Origin of the sequence: Cryobacterium sp. TMT2-17-1 (genome assembly GCF_004402765.1) — a bacterium.
Classification (GTDB): Bacteria; Actinomycetota; Actinomycetes; order Actinomycetales; family Microbacteriaceae; genus Cryobacterium; species Cryobacterium sandaracinum.
On record NZ_SOGC01000015.1, the window covers coordinates 59833 to 76548 of the forward strand.

Annotated in this window: 18 protein-coding genes and 2 pseudogenes; 10 read left to right on the plus strand and 10 right to left on the minus strand. The window is 65.6% G+C overall.

Annotated features, from left to right (window positions below):
• The first annotated feature begins 31 nt into the window (after window positions 1-31).
• Window positions 32-631 carry a histidine phosphatase family protein gene (locus E3O47_RS03830; protein ID WP_134419545.1) on the plus strand — a complete coding sequence of 200 codons (600 nt, stop codon included), beginning with the start codon at window positions 32-34 and terminating at the stop codon, window positions 629-631.
• Here the strand turns inward: E3O47_RS03830 and E3O47_RS03835 are convergent.
• Entirely contained in the window at window positions 619-1755 is a 1137-nt protein-coding gene (locus tag E3O47_RS03835) for a glycosyltransferase family 1 protein (RefSeq protein WP_134419547.1), read from the minus strand. The genes E3O47_RS03830 and E3O47_RS03835 overlap by 13 nt on opposite strands.
• Entirely contained in the window at window positions 1752-2651 is a 900-nt protein-coding gene (locus E3O47_RS03840) for an alpha/beta hydrolase (RefSeq protein WP_134414983.1), read from the minus strand. The genes E3O47_RS03835 and E3O47_RS03840 overlap by 4 nt, the downstream gene beginning before the upstream one ends.
• Window positions 2652-2712: 61 nt before the next feature.
• Here E3O47_RS03840 and E3O47_RS16855 point away from each other — a divergent pair.
• Window positions 2713-2940 (plus strand): annotated as a pseudogene (locus tag E3O47_RS16855) (hypothetical protein); the annotation flags it as partial.
• Between the two features lie 116 nt (window positions 2941-3056).
• Entirely contained in the window at window positions 3057-3743 is a 687-nt protein-coding gene (locus tag E3O47_RS03845; protein ID WP_104102165.1) for a 3'-5' exonuclease, read from the plus strand.
• A 114-nt stretch (window positions 3744-3857) separates the two neighbouring features.
• Here E3O47_RS03845 and E3O47_RS03850 read toward each other — a convergent pair whose 3' ends face one another.
• The 3 genes from E3O47_RS03850 to glgA form a co-directional block, all read right to left on the minus strand.
• Window positions 3858-4109 carry a type B 50S ribosomal protein L31 gene (locus E3O47_RS03850; RefSeq protein WP_104102169.1) on the minus strand — a complete coding sequence of 84 codons (252 nt, stop codon included), beginning with the start codon at window positions 4107-4109 and terminating at the stop codon, window positions 3858-3860.
• Window positions 4110-4258: 149 nt separating this feature from the next.
• Complete coding sequence (locus E3O47_RS03855) at window positions 4259-5041, minus strand: ABC transporter ATP-binding protein (protein ID WP_104102172.1); 783 nt, start codon at window positions 5039-5041, stop codon at window positions 4259-4261.
• A gap of 96 nt (window positions 5042-5137) precedes the next feature.
• Window positions 5138-6319, minus strand: coding sequence for a glycogen synthase (gene glgA, locus E3O47_RS03860; RefSeq protein WP_134419549.1), 1182 nt, complete (start codon window positions 6317-6319; stop codon window positions 5138-5140).
• 80 nt (window positions 6320-6399) lie between these two features.
• Here glgA and glgC point away from each other — a divergent pair, with 80 nt between their 5' ends.
• Together glgC and serB are read left to right on the plus strand one after the other, a co-directional pair.
• A complete protein-coding gene (gene glgC, locus E3O47_RS03865; RefSeq protein ID WP_104102176.1) occupies window positions 6400-7644 on the plus strand; it encodes a glucose-1-phosphate adenylyltransferase in 1245 nt (414 codons plus the stop codon).
• The gene (gene serB, locus E3O47_RS03870) at window positions 7641-8288 is read left to right on the plus strand and encodes a phosphoserine phosphatase SerB (RefSeq protein WP_134342863.1); all 648 of its coding nucleotides are present in this window, start codon (window positions 7641-7643) and stop codon (window positions 8286-8288) included. Before glgC ends, serB begins: the two co-directional genes overlap by 4 nt.
• Here the strand turns inward: serB and fabG are convergent.
• A complete protein-coding gene (gene fabG, locus E3O47_RS03875; RefSeq protein ID WP_104102181.1) occupies window positions 8285-8995 on the minus strand; it encodes a 3-oxoacyl-ACP reductase FabG in 711 nt (236 codons plus the stop codon). The two genes, serB and fabG, sit on opposite strands and share 4 nt — an antisense overlap.
• A 129-nt stretch (window positions 8996-9124) precedes the next feature.
• Here fabG and E3O47_RS03880 point away from each other — a divergent pair, with 129 nt between their 5' ends.
• The 3 genes from E3O47_RS03880 to E3O47_RS03890 are packed head-to-tail and all read left to right on the plus strand — an operon-like array spanning window position 9125 to window position 10511.
• Window positions 9125-9430, plus strand: coding sequence for a DUF3099 domain-containing protein (locus E3O47_RS03880; protein ID WP_241986084.1), 306 nt, complete (start codon window positions 9125-9127; stop codon window positions 9428-9430).
• The gene (locus E3O47_RS03885) at window positions 9427-9675 is read left to right on the plus strand and encodes a hypothetical protein (protein ID WP_104102184.1); all 249 of its coding nucleotides are present in this window, start codon (window positions 9427-9429) and stop codon (window positions 9673-9675) included. The genes E3O47_RS03880 and E3O47_RS03885 overlap by 4 nt, the downstream gene beginning before the upstream one ends.
• Entirely contained in the window at window positions 9672-10511 is an 840-nt protein-coding gene (locus E3O47_RS03890; RefSeq protein ID WP_104102187.1) for an SURF1 family protein, read from the plus strand. Before E3O47_RS03885 ends, E3O47_RS03890 begins: the two co-directional genes overlap by 4 nt.
• 77 nt (window positions 10512-10588) lie before the next feature.
• Here the strand turns inward: E3O47_RS03890 and E3O47_RS03895 are convergent, their stop codons facing one another.
• The gene (locus tag E3O47_RS03895) at window positions 10589-12187 is read right to left on the minus strand and encodes an ABC-F family ATP-binding cassette domain-containing protein (RefSeq protein WP_104102190.1); all 1599 of its coding nucleotides are present in this window, start codon (window positions 12185-12187) and stop codon (window positions 10589-10591) included.
• A 59-nt stretch (window positions 12188-12246) separates the two neighbouring features.
• A complete protein-coding gene (locus E3O47_RS03900; RefSeq protein WP_134419551.1) occupies window positions 12247-12897 on the minus strand; it encodes a TetR/AcrR family transcriptional regulator in 651 nt (216 codons plus the stop codon).
• A 384-nt stretch (window positions 12898-13281) separates the two neighbouring features.
• Between E3O47_RS03900 and E3O47_RS16440 the strand changes: the two genes are divergently transcribed.
• Together E3O47_RS16440 and E3O47_RS03910 are read left to right on the plus strand one after the other, a co-directional pair.
• The gene (locus E3O47_RS16440) at window positions 13282-13605 is read left to right on the plus strand and encodes an OsmC family protein (RefSeq protein ID WP_241986085.1); all 324 of its coding nucleotides are present in this window, start codon (window positions 13282-13284) and stop codon (window positions 13603-13605) included.
• A gap of 840 nt (window positions 13606-14445) precedes the next feature.
• Window positions 14446-16125, plus strand: a complete 1680-nt coding sequence (locus E3O47_RS03910) for a molybdopterin-dependent oxidoreductase (protein WP_241986086.1) — start codon at window positions 14446-14448, stop codon at window positions 16123-16125.
• Window positions 16126-16185: 60 nt separating this feature from the next.
• Here E3O47_RS03910 and E3O47_RS03915 read toward each other — a convergent pair whose 3' ends face one another.
• Together E3O47_RS03915 and sufC are read right to left on the minus strand one after the other, a co-directional pair.
• A complete protein-coding gene (locus E3O47_RS03915) occupies window positions 16186-16515 on the minus strand; it encodes a metal-sulfur cluster assembly factor (RefSeq protein WP_104102197.1) in 330 nt (109 codons plus the stop codon).
• 4 nt (window positions 16516-16519) lie between these two features.
• Window positions 16520-16716: pseudogene (gene sufC, locus E3O47_RS03920) on the minus strand (Fe-S cluster assembly ATPase SufC); the annotation flags it as partial.

Below are 16716 nucleotides of genomic sequence, written 5' to 3' on the forward strand. Positions count from 1 at the left end.
CCCCCACCCCCGCGACAACGGAAACGGCAGGATGACCAGACTTTCGATCGTGCGGCACGGACAGACCGAGTGGAACCTGCACACGCGGATCCAGGGCAGCACAGACATCCCCCTCAACTCGACCGGCCGGGCGCAGGCCGCCGAGGCAGGCCTGAGGTTGAGATCCCGGCGCTGGGACACCATCGTGACGAGCCCTCTGGACCGTGCCCACGAGACGGCCCGGATCATCGCCGGCGAGCTCGGCTTGCCGAGCCCGGAGGTCATCCCGGAGCTCACCGAGCGCCATCACGGCCAGATCGAGGGACTCACGTTCGCCGAACGACAGCGTCGCTTTCCCGACGACGTGCCCGTTCCCGGCCTCGAGACGCGCCAGGAGGTGCTCGACCGGGTGCTGCCGGCCTTCAGGCTGCTGGCCGCCGCGCGCCCCGGACAGTCTGTGCTGGTCGTCTGTCACGGCGGGGTGATCGGAACCCTGCTGCGCCATAGCACGGCCGGGGAACGGCCGCGCCAGAACGAGATCATCGCCAACGGCTCGGTGCACGACTTCGTCTGGCGGGACGGTCGGCTGGGGCTGACGCATTTCGACGCCACCCTGCGCGGCCGAGCCGAGAACACGCACTACACAGGCTGAACCGGCTGCTCCGCGTCGATGCCGGGGCCCGTAGCCGTCTCGGTCCGCGTACCGGAGTCATCCGCGGTATCGGTGCCGGTGAGCAGTTCCAGGAGCCGCCGGGCCGAATCGCGCCAGGTGAAGCGTTCCGCCTCGATGACGGAGGCTGTGGAGCGGGCCGCCCACTCCCCCGCGCCCAGCCGCCGCACGGCCAGGGCGAGCGCGTCGGTGCTGGCCGGGTCGAAGTAGAGCGCAGCGTCGCCGCCGATCTCGCGAAAGATCGGGATGTCGCTCACCACGACGGGGATGCCGAGGCTCATCGCCTCGACGAGCGGGATGCCGAAGCCCTCGTCCAGAGACGCCGTGACCAGCGCGGTCGCGGAGCCCAGCACCCGCAGGTACTCCTCGTCGGTGACGCCGTTGTGGAACACCAGCGTCGCCTGCGTCGCCAGGGCGGTCAGGCGTTCCCGTTCCTGGTCGCTCACCTGGCTCATCAGGTGGAGCTCATGGCCCGGTAGTTCCGCGGCTGCGCGCACCAGAGTGTCCACGTTCTTGTACGGCATGAACGAGCCCATGTAGACCAGGCGACCCGTTTCCGCAGCGGCACGTCCGGCGGGCGGCGTCGACCGCGTGTCGGCGGCGTTGTGGATGACCGTGACCGGCCGCCGCGTCAGACGGTTGTCCCGGATCAGGTCCCGGGTAGTCTCGGAGACGGTGACGACGCCGTCGGCCCGGTTCAGGAGCATCCGCTGCGGCCACCACGATAGGTGATACAGCCGCCAAATCAGGCGCAGCAAACCGGGCAGGTCCCGCGGCGGGGTGCGATTGCGGTAGTAGATCAGGTCGTGCACGGTGAGGAGCAGCCGGTACTTCCGGCCCCAGGATCCCATCGTCTGCATCGGAGAGAACACGACGTCGGGCTTCAGCTGGTTGATCTGGAGGGCGATGAACGGCTCCCGGATGCTGGTCGGGGCACTCACGAGCTGCCAGGGCAGATCCGGAAGCAGGTCGAGCTGCCGGTGGTCATTGATCAGCATGGTGACCGGGTGGAGCTTGCCCAATTCCGTGACCAGCCCGGCCGTGTACCGGCTGATGCCGTCGTGCCGGTCGAATCGGGTGTAACGGCAATCGAAGACGATTCTCACTTCGTCTCCCTTGCGCCGAGGAAGCGGCGCAAGGCGTCCGCCGCCTGCGCCGGCACCTCGTAGTGGATCAGGTGGCCGACGTCGGGGATCACCTGCAGGGTGGCATCGGGAAACAGCTTCTGCAGCCGGTATTGCGCTGCGACCGGCGTGATGTCGTCTTTCTCCGCCGCGATCAGCAGCGTGCGCTGCGGGATGCGACCGGCGAACTCGCTGACGTCGGAGCCGACCGATGCGGTGAAGGCTTCCAGCACAACCCGGCGATCCGCGAAGGCGGAGAAGTAGCGGTCGTGCTGGTTGTGGATCCAACGGCGCAGCTCGGGGTCCCCCGTCTTCGCCATGGTCACGCTCATCACGCGGACGATGACGCGGTTGCGCAGCAGGGCAAAGCCGAGCCGTTCGGGCAGCCGCGCGGCCACCCGGTAGTAGAACACCGCCAAGCGGGTGAGGATGCCGCGCGGCCCGGCCAGGGCAGGTGCGGCGATGGGGTTCACCAGAACCACGTCGTCGGCGTGCAGTCCCCCTGCGACGGATGCCGCGACGATGATCGACCCGAACGAGTGCCCGAGCACCACCCTGCGCCCGGTCAGACCCAGAGCTGCCACGAACTCGGCCAGCCACCGGCCGTAGCCCGCGATGTCGTGTCGGCACCCCTGGAGCACGCCGGACTCGCCGAAACCGGGAAGGTCCGGTGAGATCATGCGGAATCCAGGAAGCTGGGCGACCACGGGCTCCAAGCCGTGGTGGTCGCCGCGGAAGCCGTGCACCATCACGATGGTGGTGTGCGCGGTTGGATCGCCGTACTCCCAATACCGCGTTTCGCTGCCCAGCACCGGGACGTCCCGGACCCTGACAGGGATCCGGACGAGCTGCGAATCGTAGGGCGAAGGAACATTCATCATCCCAAGTTTAGGGCGGCCGACGGCTGTCGCCGGACGCCCTCGGGCGGGAGGGAACGCAATGAGCTTCACCGCCCCGATCAAGCGTCACCCGGGACCCGCGCTGGTACCGCCGCGCCGTGTCCTCCGAGCTGATGGTGCGCTCCTTCGGAGACCGCAACGGCGACGGGACCGGTGACTACGCCGGACGCATCTCCACAGAGACACGGAGAACTCGAACTGGGCCCTCGACTCCGTGCGGCGCCGGTTCCACGACCACCGCTTCTTCTTGAACCAGCCGGACCTCAACTGCTTTTCCCACAACCCGATCGCCTTTCGGATCGAAGACTCGGTGCTGGCCGGCCTGCCAGCGGGCCGACGCCCGAGGCGCCCGGGGATGACGGTGGTCGGCCCTAGGCTTTCCCCATGAGCAACTGGAGTGACACCCTCGCCGTTTTCGACCTTGAGACGACCGGCATCGACGTGGAGACGAGCCGCATTGTGTCGGCCACCGTCGCGATCATCGATGTGACCGGGGAGGTGCTCGAACGCGTGGACTGGCTCCTGGATCCCGGAATCGAGATCCCGGCCCAGGCCACCACCGTGCACGGCATCACGACCGAGCATGCCGCCGCGAACGGCCGGGTCGCCGCCGACGGGGTGGCCGAGATCGTCGCGACGATCCGGGAGCACCTCGCCCGGGGTCTTCCTCTGGTGGCGTACAACGCGCCCTACGACCTCACCCTGCTCAACCGCGAGTCGATTCGCTACGGGGTTGCCCCGCTGGTCTCACCGTCGCCGGTGGTCGACCCGCTCGTCATCGACAAGGCCCTCGACCGGTACCGCAAGGGCAAGCGCACCCTTGCAGTGACCAGTGCGTTCTACGGTGTGCCCCTCGATGACGCGCACGACTCCGGGGCGGATGCGATCGCGGCCGGCCGAGTAGCCCAGGCCATCGCCCGGGCGCATCTGAAGACCCTGCCGGTCACGGTCGGCGAGCTGCACCTGCTCCAGGCACAGTGGTCCGTGCAGCAGGCGGAAAGCTTCCAGGCCTACATGCGCCGCGAACGCGACCCCGCGTTCGTCGCGGCGGGCGGCTGGCCCGAACGCTGACCCGGCAGCACCCGAGCGACAGCGACACCAGACCCAGAGCAGCAACATCGAAAGGGCGGCCAGCCGAAGCTGGTCGCCCTTTCGATGTGCAGGATGCCGCGGTATGGCGCAGTTCTACTTGCCGAAGCCCTTGTAACGCGAGTTGAACTTCTCGACGCGGCCGGCGGAGTCCATGATCCGCTGCTTGCCGGTGTAGAACGGGTGCGACTCCGACGAGATCTCAACGTCGATGACCGGGTACGTGGTTCCGTCGGTCCACTCGATGGTCTTGGAGCTGGAGACCGTCGAACGGGTAAGGAACGTCGCACCCGACGCGAGGTCGCGGAAAACCACGGGAGCGTACGTGGGGTGAATGTCAGACTTCATGAAGACTTCCTTATTGCTGTTCGATTGGTGAGTTGCGCTTCGATTAGCGAGTACAGACTCGCCAGGTGCGGCAGAAAAAACCGTGCGGCCCGAGGACCGACTGTCGAGTTTAGCAGAATCCACTGGCTGTGACCGCCATCCGGTGGCAGTCAGATCGCGCGGGCGCTGAAACGTCCGTCGGTCTCGTGCAACTCGATGGACAGACCGAACGCCTCGGTCAGTGACTCAGCGGTCAGCGCGTCGGCGATGGGCCCGGCGCTGACGATGCGGCCGTTGGACAGGAGCAGGACGTGCGTGAAGCCGAGGGGGATTTCCTCGACGTGGTGGGTGACCATGATGATCGCCGGCGACCCCGACTCGCTCGCGTAGCCGCCGAGGAGCTGCAGCAGTTCCTCGCGCGCGCCGAGGTCGAGGCTGGCGGCCGGCTCATCCAGAAGCAGAACCTCGGGGTCGGTCATGATGGACCGCGCGATCTGCACCCGCTTCTGCTCGCCGTCGCTCAGCGTGCCGAACTTACGGTCGGACAGAGTATCGAGCTTCCACTCGCCCAGCACCCGCTGGGCGCGGCGCTCATCGATGGCTTCGTACTCTTCGGTCCAGCGCCCGGTGACGGAGTACGCGGCCGTCATCACCACATCGAGGACCTTCTCGTTCGCGGGGACCCGGCGGGCCATCGCCGTCGAGGCGAACCCGATCCGCGGCCGCAGCTCGAAGAGGTCGGTGCGTCCGATCGGTTCGTCAAGAACCACGGCACTTCCGCTCGACGGGTGGATGAGGGCGGCGGCGATCTGCAGCAGCGTGGTCTTGCCGGCGCCGTTCGGGCCCAGGATCACCCAGCGCTGGTCGTCATCAACACTCCAGTTCACTGAGTCGAGGATGGGTGTGCCATCCCGGACGACGGAGACGTCGGTGAAGTGGAGAACGTTGACCATAAAGCCATGTTATCTGCCGCCGCCGATGCCCAGACACGCGAAACGGGTGCCGGGCATTCCTGCAGCACCCGTTTGGGCGGTTAGTCGGAGCCCGACTCAGAGTAGTGAGGCGTAGATCTCCCGGGTGCGGGTGGCGATTTGGGTCCAGCTGAACATCTGCTCGGCCCTGACCCGGCCGGCTCGGCCCATCGCGGCGGCGTTGGCCGGGTCGGCGAGGACCTCGATCAGGGTGCGCGACAGGTCTGAGACGAAAAGGTCGGCATCGATGGGAGTTCCGGTTCCGTCGGTGGCCTGATCGATGGGCACGAGCCGGCCGGTCACGCCGTCGGCGACCACCTCGGGGATGCCCCCGGTGGCCGTCCCGACGACCGGCAGCCCGCAGGCCATAGCCTCCAGATTGACGATGCCGAGCGGTTCGTAGACCGACGGACAAACGAAGACGGTGCCGGCAGTGAGCACGGCGGCCAGGTCGTGCTGCGACAGGAGGCGATCGATCCAGACCACGCCGGAGCGTTCGCGCTGGAGGGCCTCGACCCCGGCCGTGACCTCGGCCAGGATGCCCGGGGTGTCGGGGGCGCCGGCGCAGAGCACCAGCTGCACCTCCGGTGGCAGCGGGGCTGCCGCGCGGAGCAGGTAGGGAAGCCCCTTCTGCCGGGTGATGCGGCCCACGAAGACCACGGCCGGTCGGTCCGGGTCGATGCCCAGTGCCCGCACGGTGTCCCGGTCGTCCGTGGGCTTCCACCGTTCGAGGTCGATGCCGTTGTAGACGACGTGCACCCGAGCAGCGTCAAGTGCTGGATAGCTGCGCAGGATGTCGCGGCGCATCCCACCGCTGACGGCGATGACGGCATCCGCGGCTTCGAAGGCGGTGCGTTCGATCCAGCTGGAGACCCGGTAGCCTCCGCCGAGCTGCTCGGCCTTCCACGGGCGGAGCGGCTCGAGGCTGTGCGCGGTCACAACGTGCGGGATCCCGTGCAGGAGCTTCGCGAGGTGACCGGCGCCGTTGGCGTACCAGGTGTGGGAGTGCACGATGTCGGCGCCCTGCACGTCCTGCGCCATCTGGAGGTCGACGCCGAGCGTGGCCAGCGTCGCATTCGCGCCGGCCAGTTCCGCCGGCACCTCATACGCGTGGGTGTCGACGGCGTCGCGGAGCGCGCCGAAACATCGCACGGAGACGTCGATGTCGGTGCGAAGGGCCTTCACAAGCTCCGCCACATGCACGCCTGCTCCGCCATAAATCTCCGGGGGGTATTCCTTGGTCAACAGATCCACTCGCATGAGGCAAAGCTAGCGCAGGCTGGCCGGAGGCACACCCACTCGTGCTGGATCGACGTGACGAATGGCCCTACTGTAAAGACATGCAGTCAAAGAAGATCTTTGGAATCGTGCTCGCCGGCGGAGAAGGAAAACGGCTCATGCCGTTGACGGAGGACCGTGCGAAACCGGCCGTTCCTTTCGGGGGTCATTACCGGCTGATCGACTTCGCGCTGTCGAATTTGATCAATTCGGGCCTCACCCAGATCGTGGTTCTCACCCAGTACAAGTCCCACAGCCTTGACCGTCACGTCTCCCAGACCTGGCACGTTTCTGGTGGCCTGTTCAACTCTTATATCGCATCGGTGCCGGCGCAGCAGCGCCTCGGCAAGCGCTGGTTCAGCGGATCCGCGGACGCGATCCTGCAGAGCCTCAACCTGATCCATGACGAGAAGCCCGACATCGTCGTCGTCGTTGGAGCCGACCACGTCTACCGGATGGACTTCAGCCAGATGATCGAGGCTCACATCGCCTCCGGAGCCGCCGCAACTGTCGCGGCCATCCGTCAGCCGATCGGTCTGGCCGACCAGTTCGGCGTCATCGAGGTCGACGCGGCGACGCCGGACCGCATCCGTGATTTCCGCGAGAAGCCGAAGGATGCCGTCGGCCTCGCCGATGCCCCGCACGAGGTCTTCGCGTCCATGGGCAACTACGTTTTCAACACGGAGGCGCTGATCGAGGCCGTCCTGCGCGACGGCGAACGCGCCGACTCGAGCCACGACATGGGTGGCGACATCATTCCCGATTTCGTGTCCCGCGGTGAGGCCGGCGTCTACGACCTCAAGCTCAATGACGTCCCCGGATCCACCGACCGCGACTGCGACTACTGGCGCGACGTGGGTACCATCGACTCCTTCTTCGAGGCACACCAGGACCTGATCAGCGCACTGCCCGTTTTCAACCTCTACAACCAGAAGTGGCCCATCTTCAGCCAGCAGCTCAACTCTCCGCCGGCGAAGTTCGTCCGGGACGGACGCGGCTTCCTCGGCACCATGATCGACTCGATCGTTTCCCTCGGCTGCGTCATTTCGGGAGCGCACATCGAACGCAGCGTTCTCGGCCCCTGGGCCGCCATCGATTCCGGCGCCCAGGTGGTGGACTCGATCGTTTTCGACCGGGTGCAGATCAAACCGGGTGCGACCGTGCGTCGGGCGATTCTGGACAAGGACGTGGTGGTCGCCGCCGGAGCGGAAGTCGGCATTGATCGTGAGCGGGACCGCGCACGGGGCTTCAGCGTCACCGAGTCCGGCATCACCGTCGTCGGCAAGGGAGTCCACGTCCACCCGTGACCGAGTTCGTTCGTTTCCTCGTCGTCCTGGACGCCGATTCCACCCTGATCGAAGACGAGGTCATTGAGCTGCTCGCGGATGCGGCCGGCTCGCTGGCCCTCGTCGCCGAGGTGACCGAGCAGGCCATGCGCGGCGAGATCGATTTCGCGCAGAGTCTACGGCTCCGGGTCAAGACTCTGGCCGGACTGTCCACGGATGTTTTCGCGGAGGTCGGGCGGCTCGTCCGCCCGACTCCCGGGGTGCAGGCACTCATCGACGGCCTGCACGCCCGAGGCAGCAGAATCGGGGTGGTATCGGGCGGATTCCACGAGGTGCTCGACCCGCTCGCTGCCGCCTTCGGCCTCGATCACTGGCGGGCGAACCGGCTGGAGGTGGCCGACGGTCGCCTCACCGGCGGCCTGGTCGGACCCGTCATCGACGCCGCCGCCAAGGCCGCGGCCCTGCGGGAGTGGGCCGCCCTCGAGGGCGTAGCCCTGCCCCAGACCGTCGCCGTCGGCGACGGAGCAAACGACCTCACGATGATGCGGGCAGCCGGTCTGGGCATCGCTTTCAACGCGCAACCGATCGTGAGGGCGCAGGCGGACCTGGCCCTGGATACCCGCGACCTGAGCCAGGTCCTGCCGATACTCGGTCTGCGCGGTTAGTGCCCCATCCCCAGTCCGCCGTCGACGGGGATGACCGCGCCGGAGATGTACCCGGCGTCGTCCCCGGCAAGCCAGGTGACAACCCGAGCCACCTCGACCGGAGTTGCGAATCGTCCCGCCGGGATGCTGCGCTTGTAGTCGGCCTGCTGCGACTCGGAGAGTTTTGCGGTCATATCGGTTTCGATGAAACCCGGTGCGACGACGTTGGCCGTGATGCCCCTCCCGCCCAGCTCACGGGTCACCGAACGGGCGAGGCCGATCAGACCGCTCTTCGAGGCGGAGTAGTTGACCTGTCCCGCGGAGCCGTACAGGCCGACCACGCTGGAAATCAGCACGATGCGGCCGAACCGGGCCTTGAGCATCCCCTTGGACGCACGCTTCACGACTCGGAAGGCGCCGCTGAGGTTGGTGTCGATGACCGAGGTGAAGTCGTCTTCGCTCATGCGCATCAGCAGCATGTCCCTGGTGATGCCCGCGTTGGCGACAACCACCTCGACGGGGCCGAGCGCCGCCTCGATCTCGGTGAACGCGGCGTCGATGGATGCGGCGTCCGTCACATCCGCGCGCACCGTCAGGCTGCCGCTGGGGCCGTCCCCGGAACGGGCGGTGACCGCGACGCGGTGTCCCTGCCTGATGAACTCCTCCGCGATAGAGAATCCGATGCCGCGGTTTCCACCGGTGACAAGGACAGTTCTGCCAGTCGTCATGCTGGGTCCAATCTCTTTTTCTCAGCGAACGAACAGCCGTACGCACGTATTTTCCAGTTTAGGGCGTCTACGTTTGAGTCCGACGAGACGTAGAATTCACAGGGAGAACTTCCCCGACTGACCGAATCGATGGCATCCATGAAGCAGCAGTCGATCACCTCGCTCCCCCCCTCACCCGAGGAATTGCGTCGTGCCCGGATGATCAAATACTCGATCGCCATGGGCATCCGGATGGTCTGCATCGTGCTGATGCTCTTCGTCCAGGGCTGGTGGCTGCTCGTCTGCGCCATCGGCGCGATCGCCCTTCCCTACTTCGCGGTCGTCTTTGCGAACGTTCAGGGCAGCGCCGAGGCGTCCACGGTCGTCCGACCGGGAGCCGTGCAGGTGTTCCGGGCGCCGCCTCGCGGACCGGACAATGACGAGAGCGGAACGTGATCGGCCTCGGCGCCGATCTCGAAACGACGAACTGCTCGCGCGCCGGCTGTCGTGAGAACGCCGACTGGCGGTTGGACTGGCGCAATCCCCGTATTCACGCTCAAGACCGCGTGAAGACCTGGCTGGCCTGCGACCTTCACGTCGATTACCTTCGCGATTTCCTGGCCAGCCGAGACTTCCCATTAGCCGTCTCGCCTCTGCCGGTCTCCCTTGAGGCTGTAGAGCCGGAAGCCGGGCCGGCGTGATCGGCTGGAAGTTTGCGTTCACCCGGCGCTGGGCCGGATACCTTGCGCTGACCATCCTCTTTGCGGCCGTCTGCTCCGGGCTCGGTCTCTGGCAGCTCGCGCGCCGCTCCGACGCCCTCTCCGAAATGAACAAAGTGGAGACCAACTATGCGGCGGACCCGGTTCCCTTGGCCGAGGCTCTGCCTGGTCTGGACGCGTTCTCCGCGTCTCAGAAGTGGCTGCCCGTTGTCATGACCGGCACGTATTTGACGGACGATGAGCTGATCGTGCGCAACCGCCCGCTCAATATCAACCCGGGTTTCGAGGTTCTCACTCCCCTGCTGCTCGCCGACGGCTCGGTCTTCATCGTGAACCGGGGCTGGTTGCCGACCGGGCAGACCCCCGACGCCCCGGCATCCGTGCCAACCGCCCCCTCGGGGGTTGTCACCGTCACCGCCCGGCTCAAGGCCGGTGAGCCTTCGTTGGCCGGGAGATCGGCCACGGGCGACCAGATCGCGACGATCAACCTCGACGAGGTGTCCACCCGGCTGGACCTTCCGACGTACACCGGCGCGTACGGGCTGATGGCTTCCGAGGAACCGACGCCGGACGAACGTCCCGTGGCGGTCACCCGCCCGGTCAAAGACGAGGGGCCTCACCTGTCCTACGCATTCCAATGGTTCGTGTTCGCCCTGATGGGCTTCGTCGGTCTGGGTTGGGCTATCCGGCAAGAGTACCGAGCCGTGAACTTCGACGACCCGGACGAGCGCGTTCGCGCCGCCGAGCGCGCCCGCCGTCAGGCTGCCAAACCGCGCAGCGACTCGGAGATCGAGGACGAGCTCATCGACGGCAGATGATCGGCAGGTCAGAAGGACACGGAGACACGAACGTCCGGGCCAGTCGGCCCGGGCAGTGCTGTGCTCAGGAAGGGTGATCAGGCGAGCATGATCAGATCAAGGTAGTCCTTGTTCCAGTGATCCTCAGTGCCATCGGGCATGATCAACACGCGCTCGGGGTTCAGCGCCTCGACAGCGCCCTCGTCGTGGCTCACGAGGACGACAGCCCCGGCATAGTGCGCCAGGGCGTCGAGGATTTCCTCGCGGCTGGCCGGGTCGAGGTTGTTAGTCGGTTCATCGAGCAGCAGAACGTTGGCGCCCGACACCACGATCATGGCCAGGGCCAGCCGGGTCTTCTCACCACCGGACAGAACCCCGGCGGGCTTGTGCGAGTCGTCGCCGGTGAAGAGGAACGAGCCCAGAACCCGGCGCGCCTCCATCTCAGTGATGTTGGGCGAGGAGGACACCATATTCTCCAGCACGCTACGCTTGACGTCGATCGTCTCGTGCTCTTGCGCGTAGTAGCCGATCCGAAGGCCGTGGCCGGGCACGATCTCTCCGGTGTCCGGCTTATCCACGCCCGCGAGCATGCGCAGCAGTGTGGTCTTGCCCGCACCATTGAGGCCGAGGATGACCACTTTCGAGCCGCGGTCGATGGCCAGATCCACGGCCGCGAAGATCTCCAGCGAGCCGTAGCTCTTAGAGAGGTCGGTGGCCATCAGCGGGGTGCGCCCACACGGGGCGGGCTCGGGGAAGCGCAGTTTGGCGACGCGGTCGACTGCCCGCACGGCGTCCAGTCCGGACAGGAGCTTCTCGGCGCGCGCCACCATCTGGTGGGCGGCGGCAGCCTTGCTCGCCTTGGCGCCGAACTTCGCGGCCTGCAGCTGGAGGGTCGACGCCTTCTTCTCGGCGTTGGCGCGTTCCTTCTTACGACGGTCCGCGTCGGCCACGCGCTGCCGCTGGTAGTTCCTCCAGTTCATGTTGTAGATGTCGATGACCATGCGGTTGGCGTCGAGGTAGAACACCCGGTTCACCGTGTCGCCGACCAGCTCGATGTCGTGGCTGATGATGATGCATCCGCCGCGATAGTTCTTGACGAACTCCCGCAGCCAGACCACGGAGTCGGCGTCGAGGTGGTTGGTGGGCTCGTCGAGGATCATCGTTTCCGCGGCCGAGAACAGGATACGGGCGAGTTCGATGCGGCGGCGCTGTCCGCCGGACAGGGTTCGCAACTGCTGGTCGAGGATGCGGTCGGGAAGGTTCAGGTTGCTGGCGATCGACGCGGCTTCCGCCTCGGCCGCGTAGCCGCCGAGCGCGTTGAACTCATCCGTGAGGTTGCCGTAGGTGCGCATGGCCTTGGCGCTGGTCTTGGGGTCGTCGCTGCCCATGTCGATACCGGCCTGGGCAAGACCCAGGGAGATCGTGCCGAGGCCGCGGGCATCCAGGATTCGGGTCCGAGCGAGCATGTCCGGGTCGCCCGAGCGGGGGTCCTGGGGCAGATAGCCGATCTCACCGGTGCGGTCGATCGAGCCGTTGGTCGGAACTGTCTCACCCGCCAGAGTCTTCGTCAGTGTCGTCTTACCAGCCCCGTTGCGGCCGACCAGGCCGATCTTGTCACCGGCGGAAACGCGGAAACTGACGTCTTCCATGAGCACGCGCGCCCCAACTCGGATTTCGAGATTTTGCACACTCAGCACAGCAACAGTCCGTTCAGGGGAGTCGTAGAATTTTCTGGCCGAAGCGGGCCAACTATCCACTATATTTGATCGGTTGCGCCTCGGTGTGCGCCGGGAAGCGAAAGTGCCCCCTGGAGCGCCTTCGCCAGCCAGTCCCGGTAAGCGGCATCCGACCAGCCGAGGTCGAGGACCAGAGACCGGTAGGCCTGTGGATGCCCGAGCGCCCACACCGTTGCCGCCGCCTCGTGGTCGCTCACTCCCCCGCGCAGGCCGTGCCGTGAGCGCAGCGCGGTCGCGACCTCGCCGTACTGGAGAAGTCGCTGGGCGGAACGCCGCATCTCCAGCTCCGCGATGTCTGCATCGACTCCGGCCGCCTGGGCGATCACGCGGTGCACCCCGGACGTCTGGGCGTTCAGGTCGGCGATCCAGCCGGTCAGGATTCGGACGATCTCGGCGGCCGTGCGCGCTTCGGCGATCTGACTGCGCAGCGGTGGGGGGCCGGCTTCCTGTTCGTGTGCACGTGCGGCCACGCGGTCGAGCACGGCGGAGAGAACGGCGGCTTTGCCACCGACCGAGTTGTAGATGGTCTGCACCGCGACGCCTGCCTCGGCGGCGATCGAGCCGAGAGTGGTGGAAATGTACCCACGCTCAAGCATCAGCTGGAGCGCGGCCCGCACGATCAAGGTGCGGGTCTCGCGCGACTGAGCCTCCCGACGGGATTTGATGCTCATCAGGACTTCACCCTTTCTTTTAGAATTTCATTCTACACACTGGAATGAAGTTCAAGCGGGGTGCATTTCGGCCCGGGAACCATGCGGAAGCGCTCGGCCATAACGTTGTGTGACCGGGCGGGGTGCCCGGGCCAGACTGGCCTCCTATGGTTAGGCATGACACTCGTGCAGACGCCCGCCGCACTCTCCCCCCGTGCCGAAGATCGTGCTGGCCGCCTCAGCGCCGCCGAAACCGCTTGGAGTGAGCGCATCAGCGCTGACGCGTCGAAATAGAAACTGACCTACCGGGTCGCGGCGGCCGGCGAGGGCTCGGTCGCCACCCGCATCACGGCCGGCAAGCATGTCTTCCCCGCCGACGAGCCCGGAACCCTGGCCGGAGACGCTGTGGCAGCCAGCCCCGTCGAGATTGCGCTCGGCGCCCTGCTCTCATGCCAGGTGGTCGTCTACCGCCTCAACGCCCAGGGGCTGGGCATCCAGGTCGACGAGATCGAGATTGCCGCGGAGGGCGACCTCGACGTGCGGAGACTGTTCGGCATAAGCGAGGACGTGCGGGCCGGCTTCTCAGCGATCCGCCTCCACATCACCATCACCGGTCCCGAATCCGATGAGCGCTACCAGGAGCTGCGGGCAACCGTCGACGCGCACCGCCCGGTTCTCGACCTGTTCGCGAACCCCTCTCCCGCGTCCGTCATCGTCACGAAGGCGTAGCCGCATCCGATGCCGACCGGTGGTCAGGCCTGTCGCGTCCCGCGGCGCACCGTGTGGAAGCTGGCGCACGATAGGCCATCCGCCGGCTTCCACGACGTGCGCCGTGAAGCAGTCACCCACTCGTCTCGCGGCGAACAGGGCGGAGGCCTACCGTCGGCTGCAGCCGCAGCCGCAGCGGTCGCTGCACGAATGTGAGGAGGTCGACGATGGACCACGAATCAGCCGCACCACCCCCAACCGAACCCGGACGGGCCTCCCCCATCCGGCTCAGATGAGGAACAGGAAACCATCAGCCCTGCGGCCGACATGTTCGAGGAGGGTGAGACCGACGTCTGGCCGCACCCGTCCCTGATCGATTTGGAGAATTGGGAGCCGTCTGAGTTGGCGTCGTCCGCTGAGACGGGCGCTCGGGAAATGGGCACGGATGAGAATACATCGGACGAGTGACCAGGATCGGAGCACCGCCCAGGACACGTCGAAGGGGCGCCGGCCAGATGGCCGGTGCCCCTTCGACGTGAGTGGATCAGGAGTGGATCAGGAGTGGATCAAATGCGGATCAAATGAAGAAGCCGAGGGCACGGATCGACTCCTCCGGGGGCTTAACCAGATTAATGCGGAATATATTCCGTTTAATAGGAGGATACTTGCAGGCAGCAAGCAGGAGATGGGCATATCGGTGCTGTAGATCGCACTCCCGACACGGTTGGGGAGGCGTCCTGCTTCTCAAATGGGGACGGTATGGATACAAACTCGATTGATCGAAATATTCCTGCAACAAACATTGGAGCAGGGGGGACGCGGAGAAGTTTTCGGGAGGAACTGGACACGAAGCGGTACCACGTGGTGGATGACCACTGGGCCGGCCGGGTCCCTGCCCAGTACGGCGTTGCCCCGCGGGTGCGGATCGGCACGGACAAGTGGTTCAATCTGCTGTGGTTGATACCCATTGGACTGGTCCTGCTGATCGTGGGGATCGCCATTGCCAAGGGGCTGCGGGAGATGCCCGCGGTGCAGGACTTCATGAGCGAGTATCCGGGAGCGACTGCACTGCCCGACAACGCCCCGGTCGGGTTCCCGGCGTGGGTCGGTTGGCAACACTTCCTGAACCTCTTCATGATGATCTTCATCATCCGGTCCGGTGTCAGCATCATGGCGGACCATCCGCGGCTGTACTGGACCCGGCACTCGACACCGGGTAAGGACTGGTTTCGCATGCAGAAGCCGGTGCCGAGCGATCCGCTCTACACGGCGAAGGAGGACTCAATCACCTTGCCCGATGGTGTCGGGCTGCCGGGGCGCCGTCACTCCATCGGTCTCGCACGGTGGTGGCACCTCGGCGTCGATACGGTCTGGCTGCTCAACGGAATCATCTTCTGCGTTCTTATCTTTGCGACGGGGCAGTGGATGCGCGTGATCCCGCTGAGCTGGGACGTCGTCCCCAACGCCGCGTCGGCCGCCCTTCAGTACCTGTCTTTGAACTGGCCGGCCGAGAGCGGATGGACCAACTACAACAGTCTGCAGCTGATCGCCTACTTCATCACCATTTTCATTGCGGCACCTCTCGCCCTGGTCACCGGCCTCGGCATGTCCCCCGCACTGTCGACCCGCTTCCGCAAAATCAGCTCGGTGTTCAGCATCCAGGTGGCCCGTTCGCTGCACTTCTTCGTGCTCTGCTGGTTCGTCATGTTCATCGTTGTGCACGTCACCCTGGTGATGACCACAGGGGCCCTGCGCAACCTCAACCACATGTATGCGTCTCAGGACAGTGAATCGTGGGTCGGCATCGGGATCTTCGCGGCTTCGATGGTCGTCGTGATCGGAGGATGGCTCGCAGCCACGCCTTTCACCTATCGGCATCCTCGTGTGGTGCAGAAGGTCGGTTTCGCGCTGATCGGTCGCGCGCAGCGCCTATTTGAACACATCGACGCGAACCCCGGCCAGTACACGGAGAAGGACATTTCACCGTACTTCTGGCATAACGGCAAATACCCGGACTCCGAGGAATACCAGGCGCTTCGAGCGGGCAACTTCGCGGACTACACACTGCGGGTCAACGGGCTCGTCGAGAACCCCGTCGATTTGAACCTCGCACAGTTGCAGGGTCTCCCCCATCACGATCAGATCACCCAGCACTTCTGTATTCAGGGGTGGTCAGGGGTCGCGAAGTGGGGCGGAATCTCAATGCAGACGATCCTGGATCTGGTGCAGCCGAAACCCGAGGCGAAATGGGTCATTTTCTATTCCTTCGCGGCGGGTCCGGACGGTGGCACGTACTACGACGCCCAACCCATCGAGCAGATGAGCTACAAACTGACCATGCTCGCCTATGACCTCAACGGGCAGACCCTATCTTTCGGGCATGGAGCACCGCTTCGGTTGCGCAACGAAACGCAGCTGGGTTTCAAGATGGTGAAGTGGATCAAGGGAATCGAGTTCGTTGAGGACTTCTCTGAGATCGGTGCGGGGTTTGGTGGGTACCACAACGACCATGAGTTCTTCGGCTATCGGCAGTCCATCTAACGCACGCGAAAACCCCGATTTCCGGAGGAGATCGGGGTTTTCGCGTGCGTTAGGGGAAGTTCAGATAGAAAAGCCGAGGGCCCGCATCATGTCGCGGCCGTCGTCCGTAATCTTCTCGGGACCCCACGGCGGCATCCAGACCCAGTTGATGCGGAACTGGTCGACGACGCCGTCCAACGCCTCGGCGGTCTGCTCCTCGAGGACATCGGTCAGCGGGCAGCCGGCCGAGGTCAGGGTCATGTGGATGATCAGGGCATCGTTCTCATCGTCCCAGCCCAGGTCGTAGATGAGCCCGAGGTCGACCACGTTGATACCGAGTTCCGGGTCCATGACGTCTTTGAGCGCCTCTTCGATTTCATCGAAGCGCGCCGGGGGCAGCGTGGAAACCATGCGTCTAACCTACGTTCGATTCGGTGAGAAAGCGATCGTAGCCCTCGTCTTCGAGGCGGTCGGCGAGTTCGGGGCCGCCCTGTTCGGCGATGCGGCCGTCGACGAAGACGTGCACGAAGTCCGGCTTGATGTAGCGCAGGATGCGGGTGTAGTGCGTGATCAGCAGCAGACCCAGGCCGGTGTGCTCCTTGGCCCGGTTCA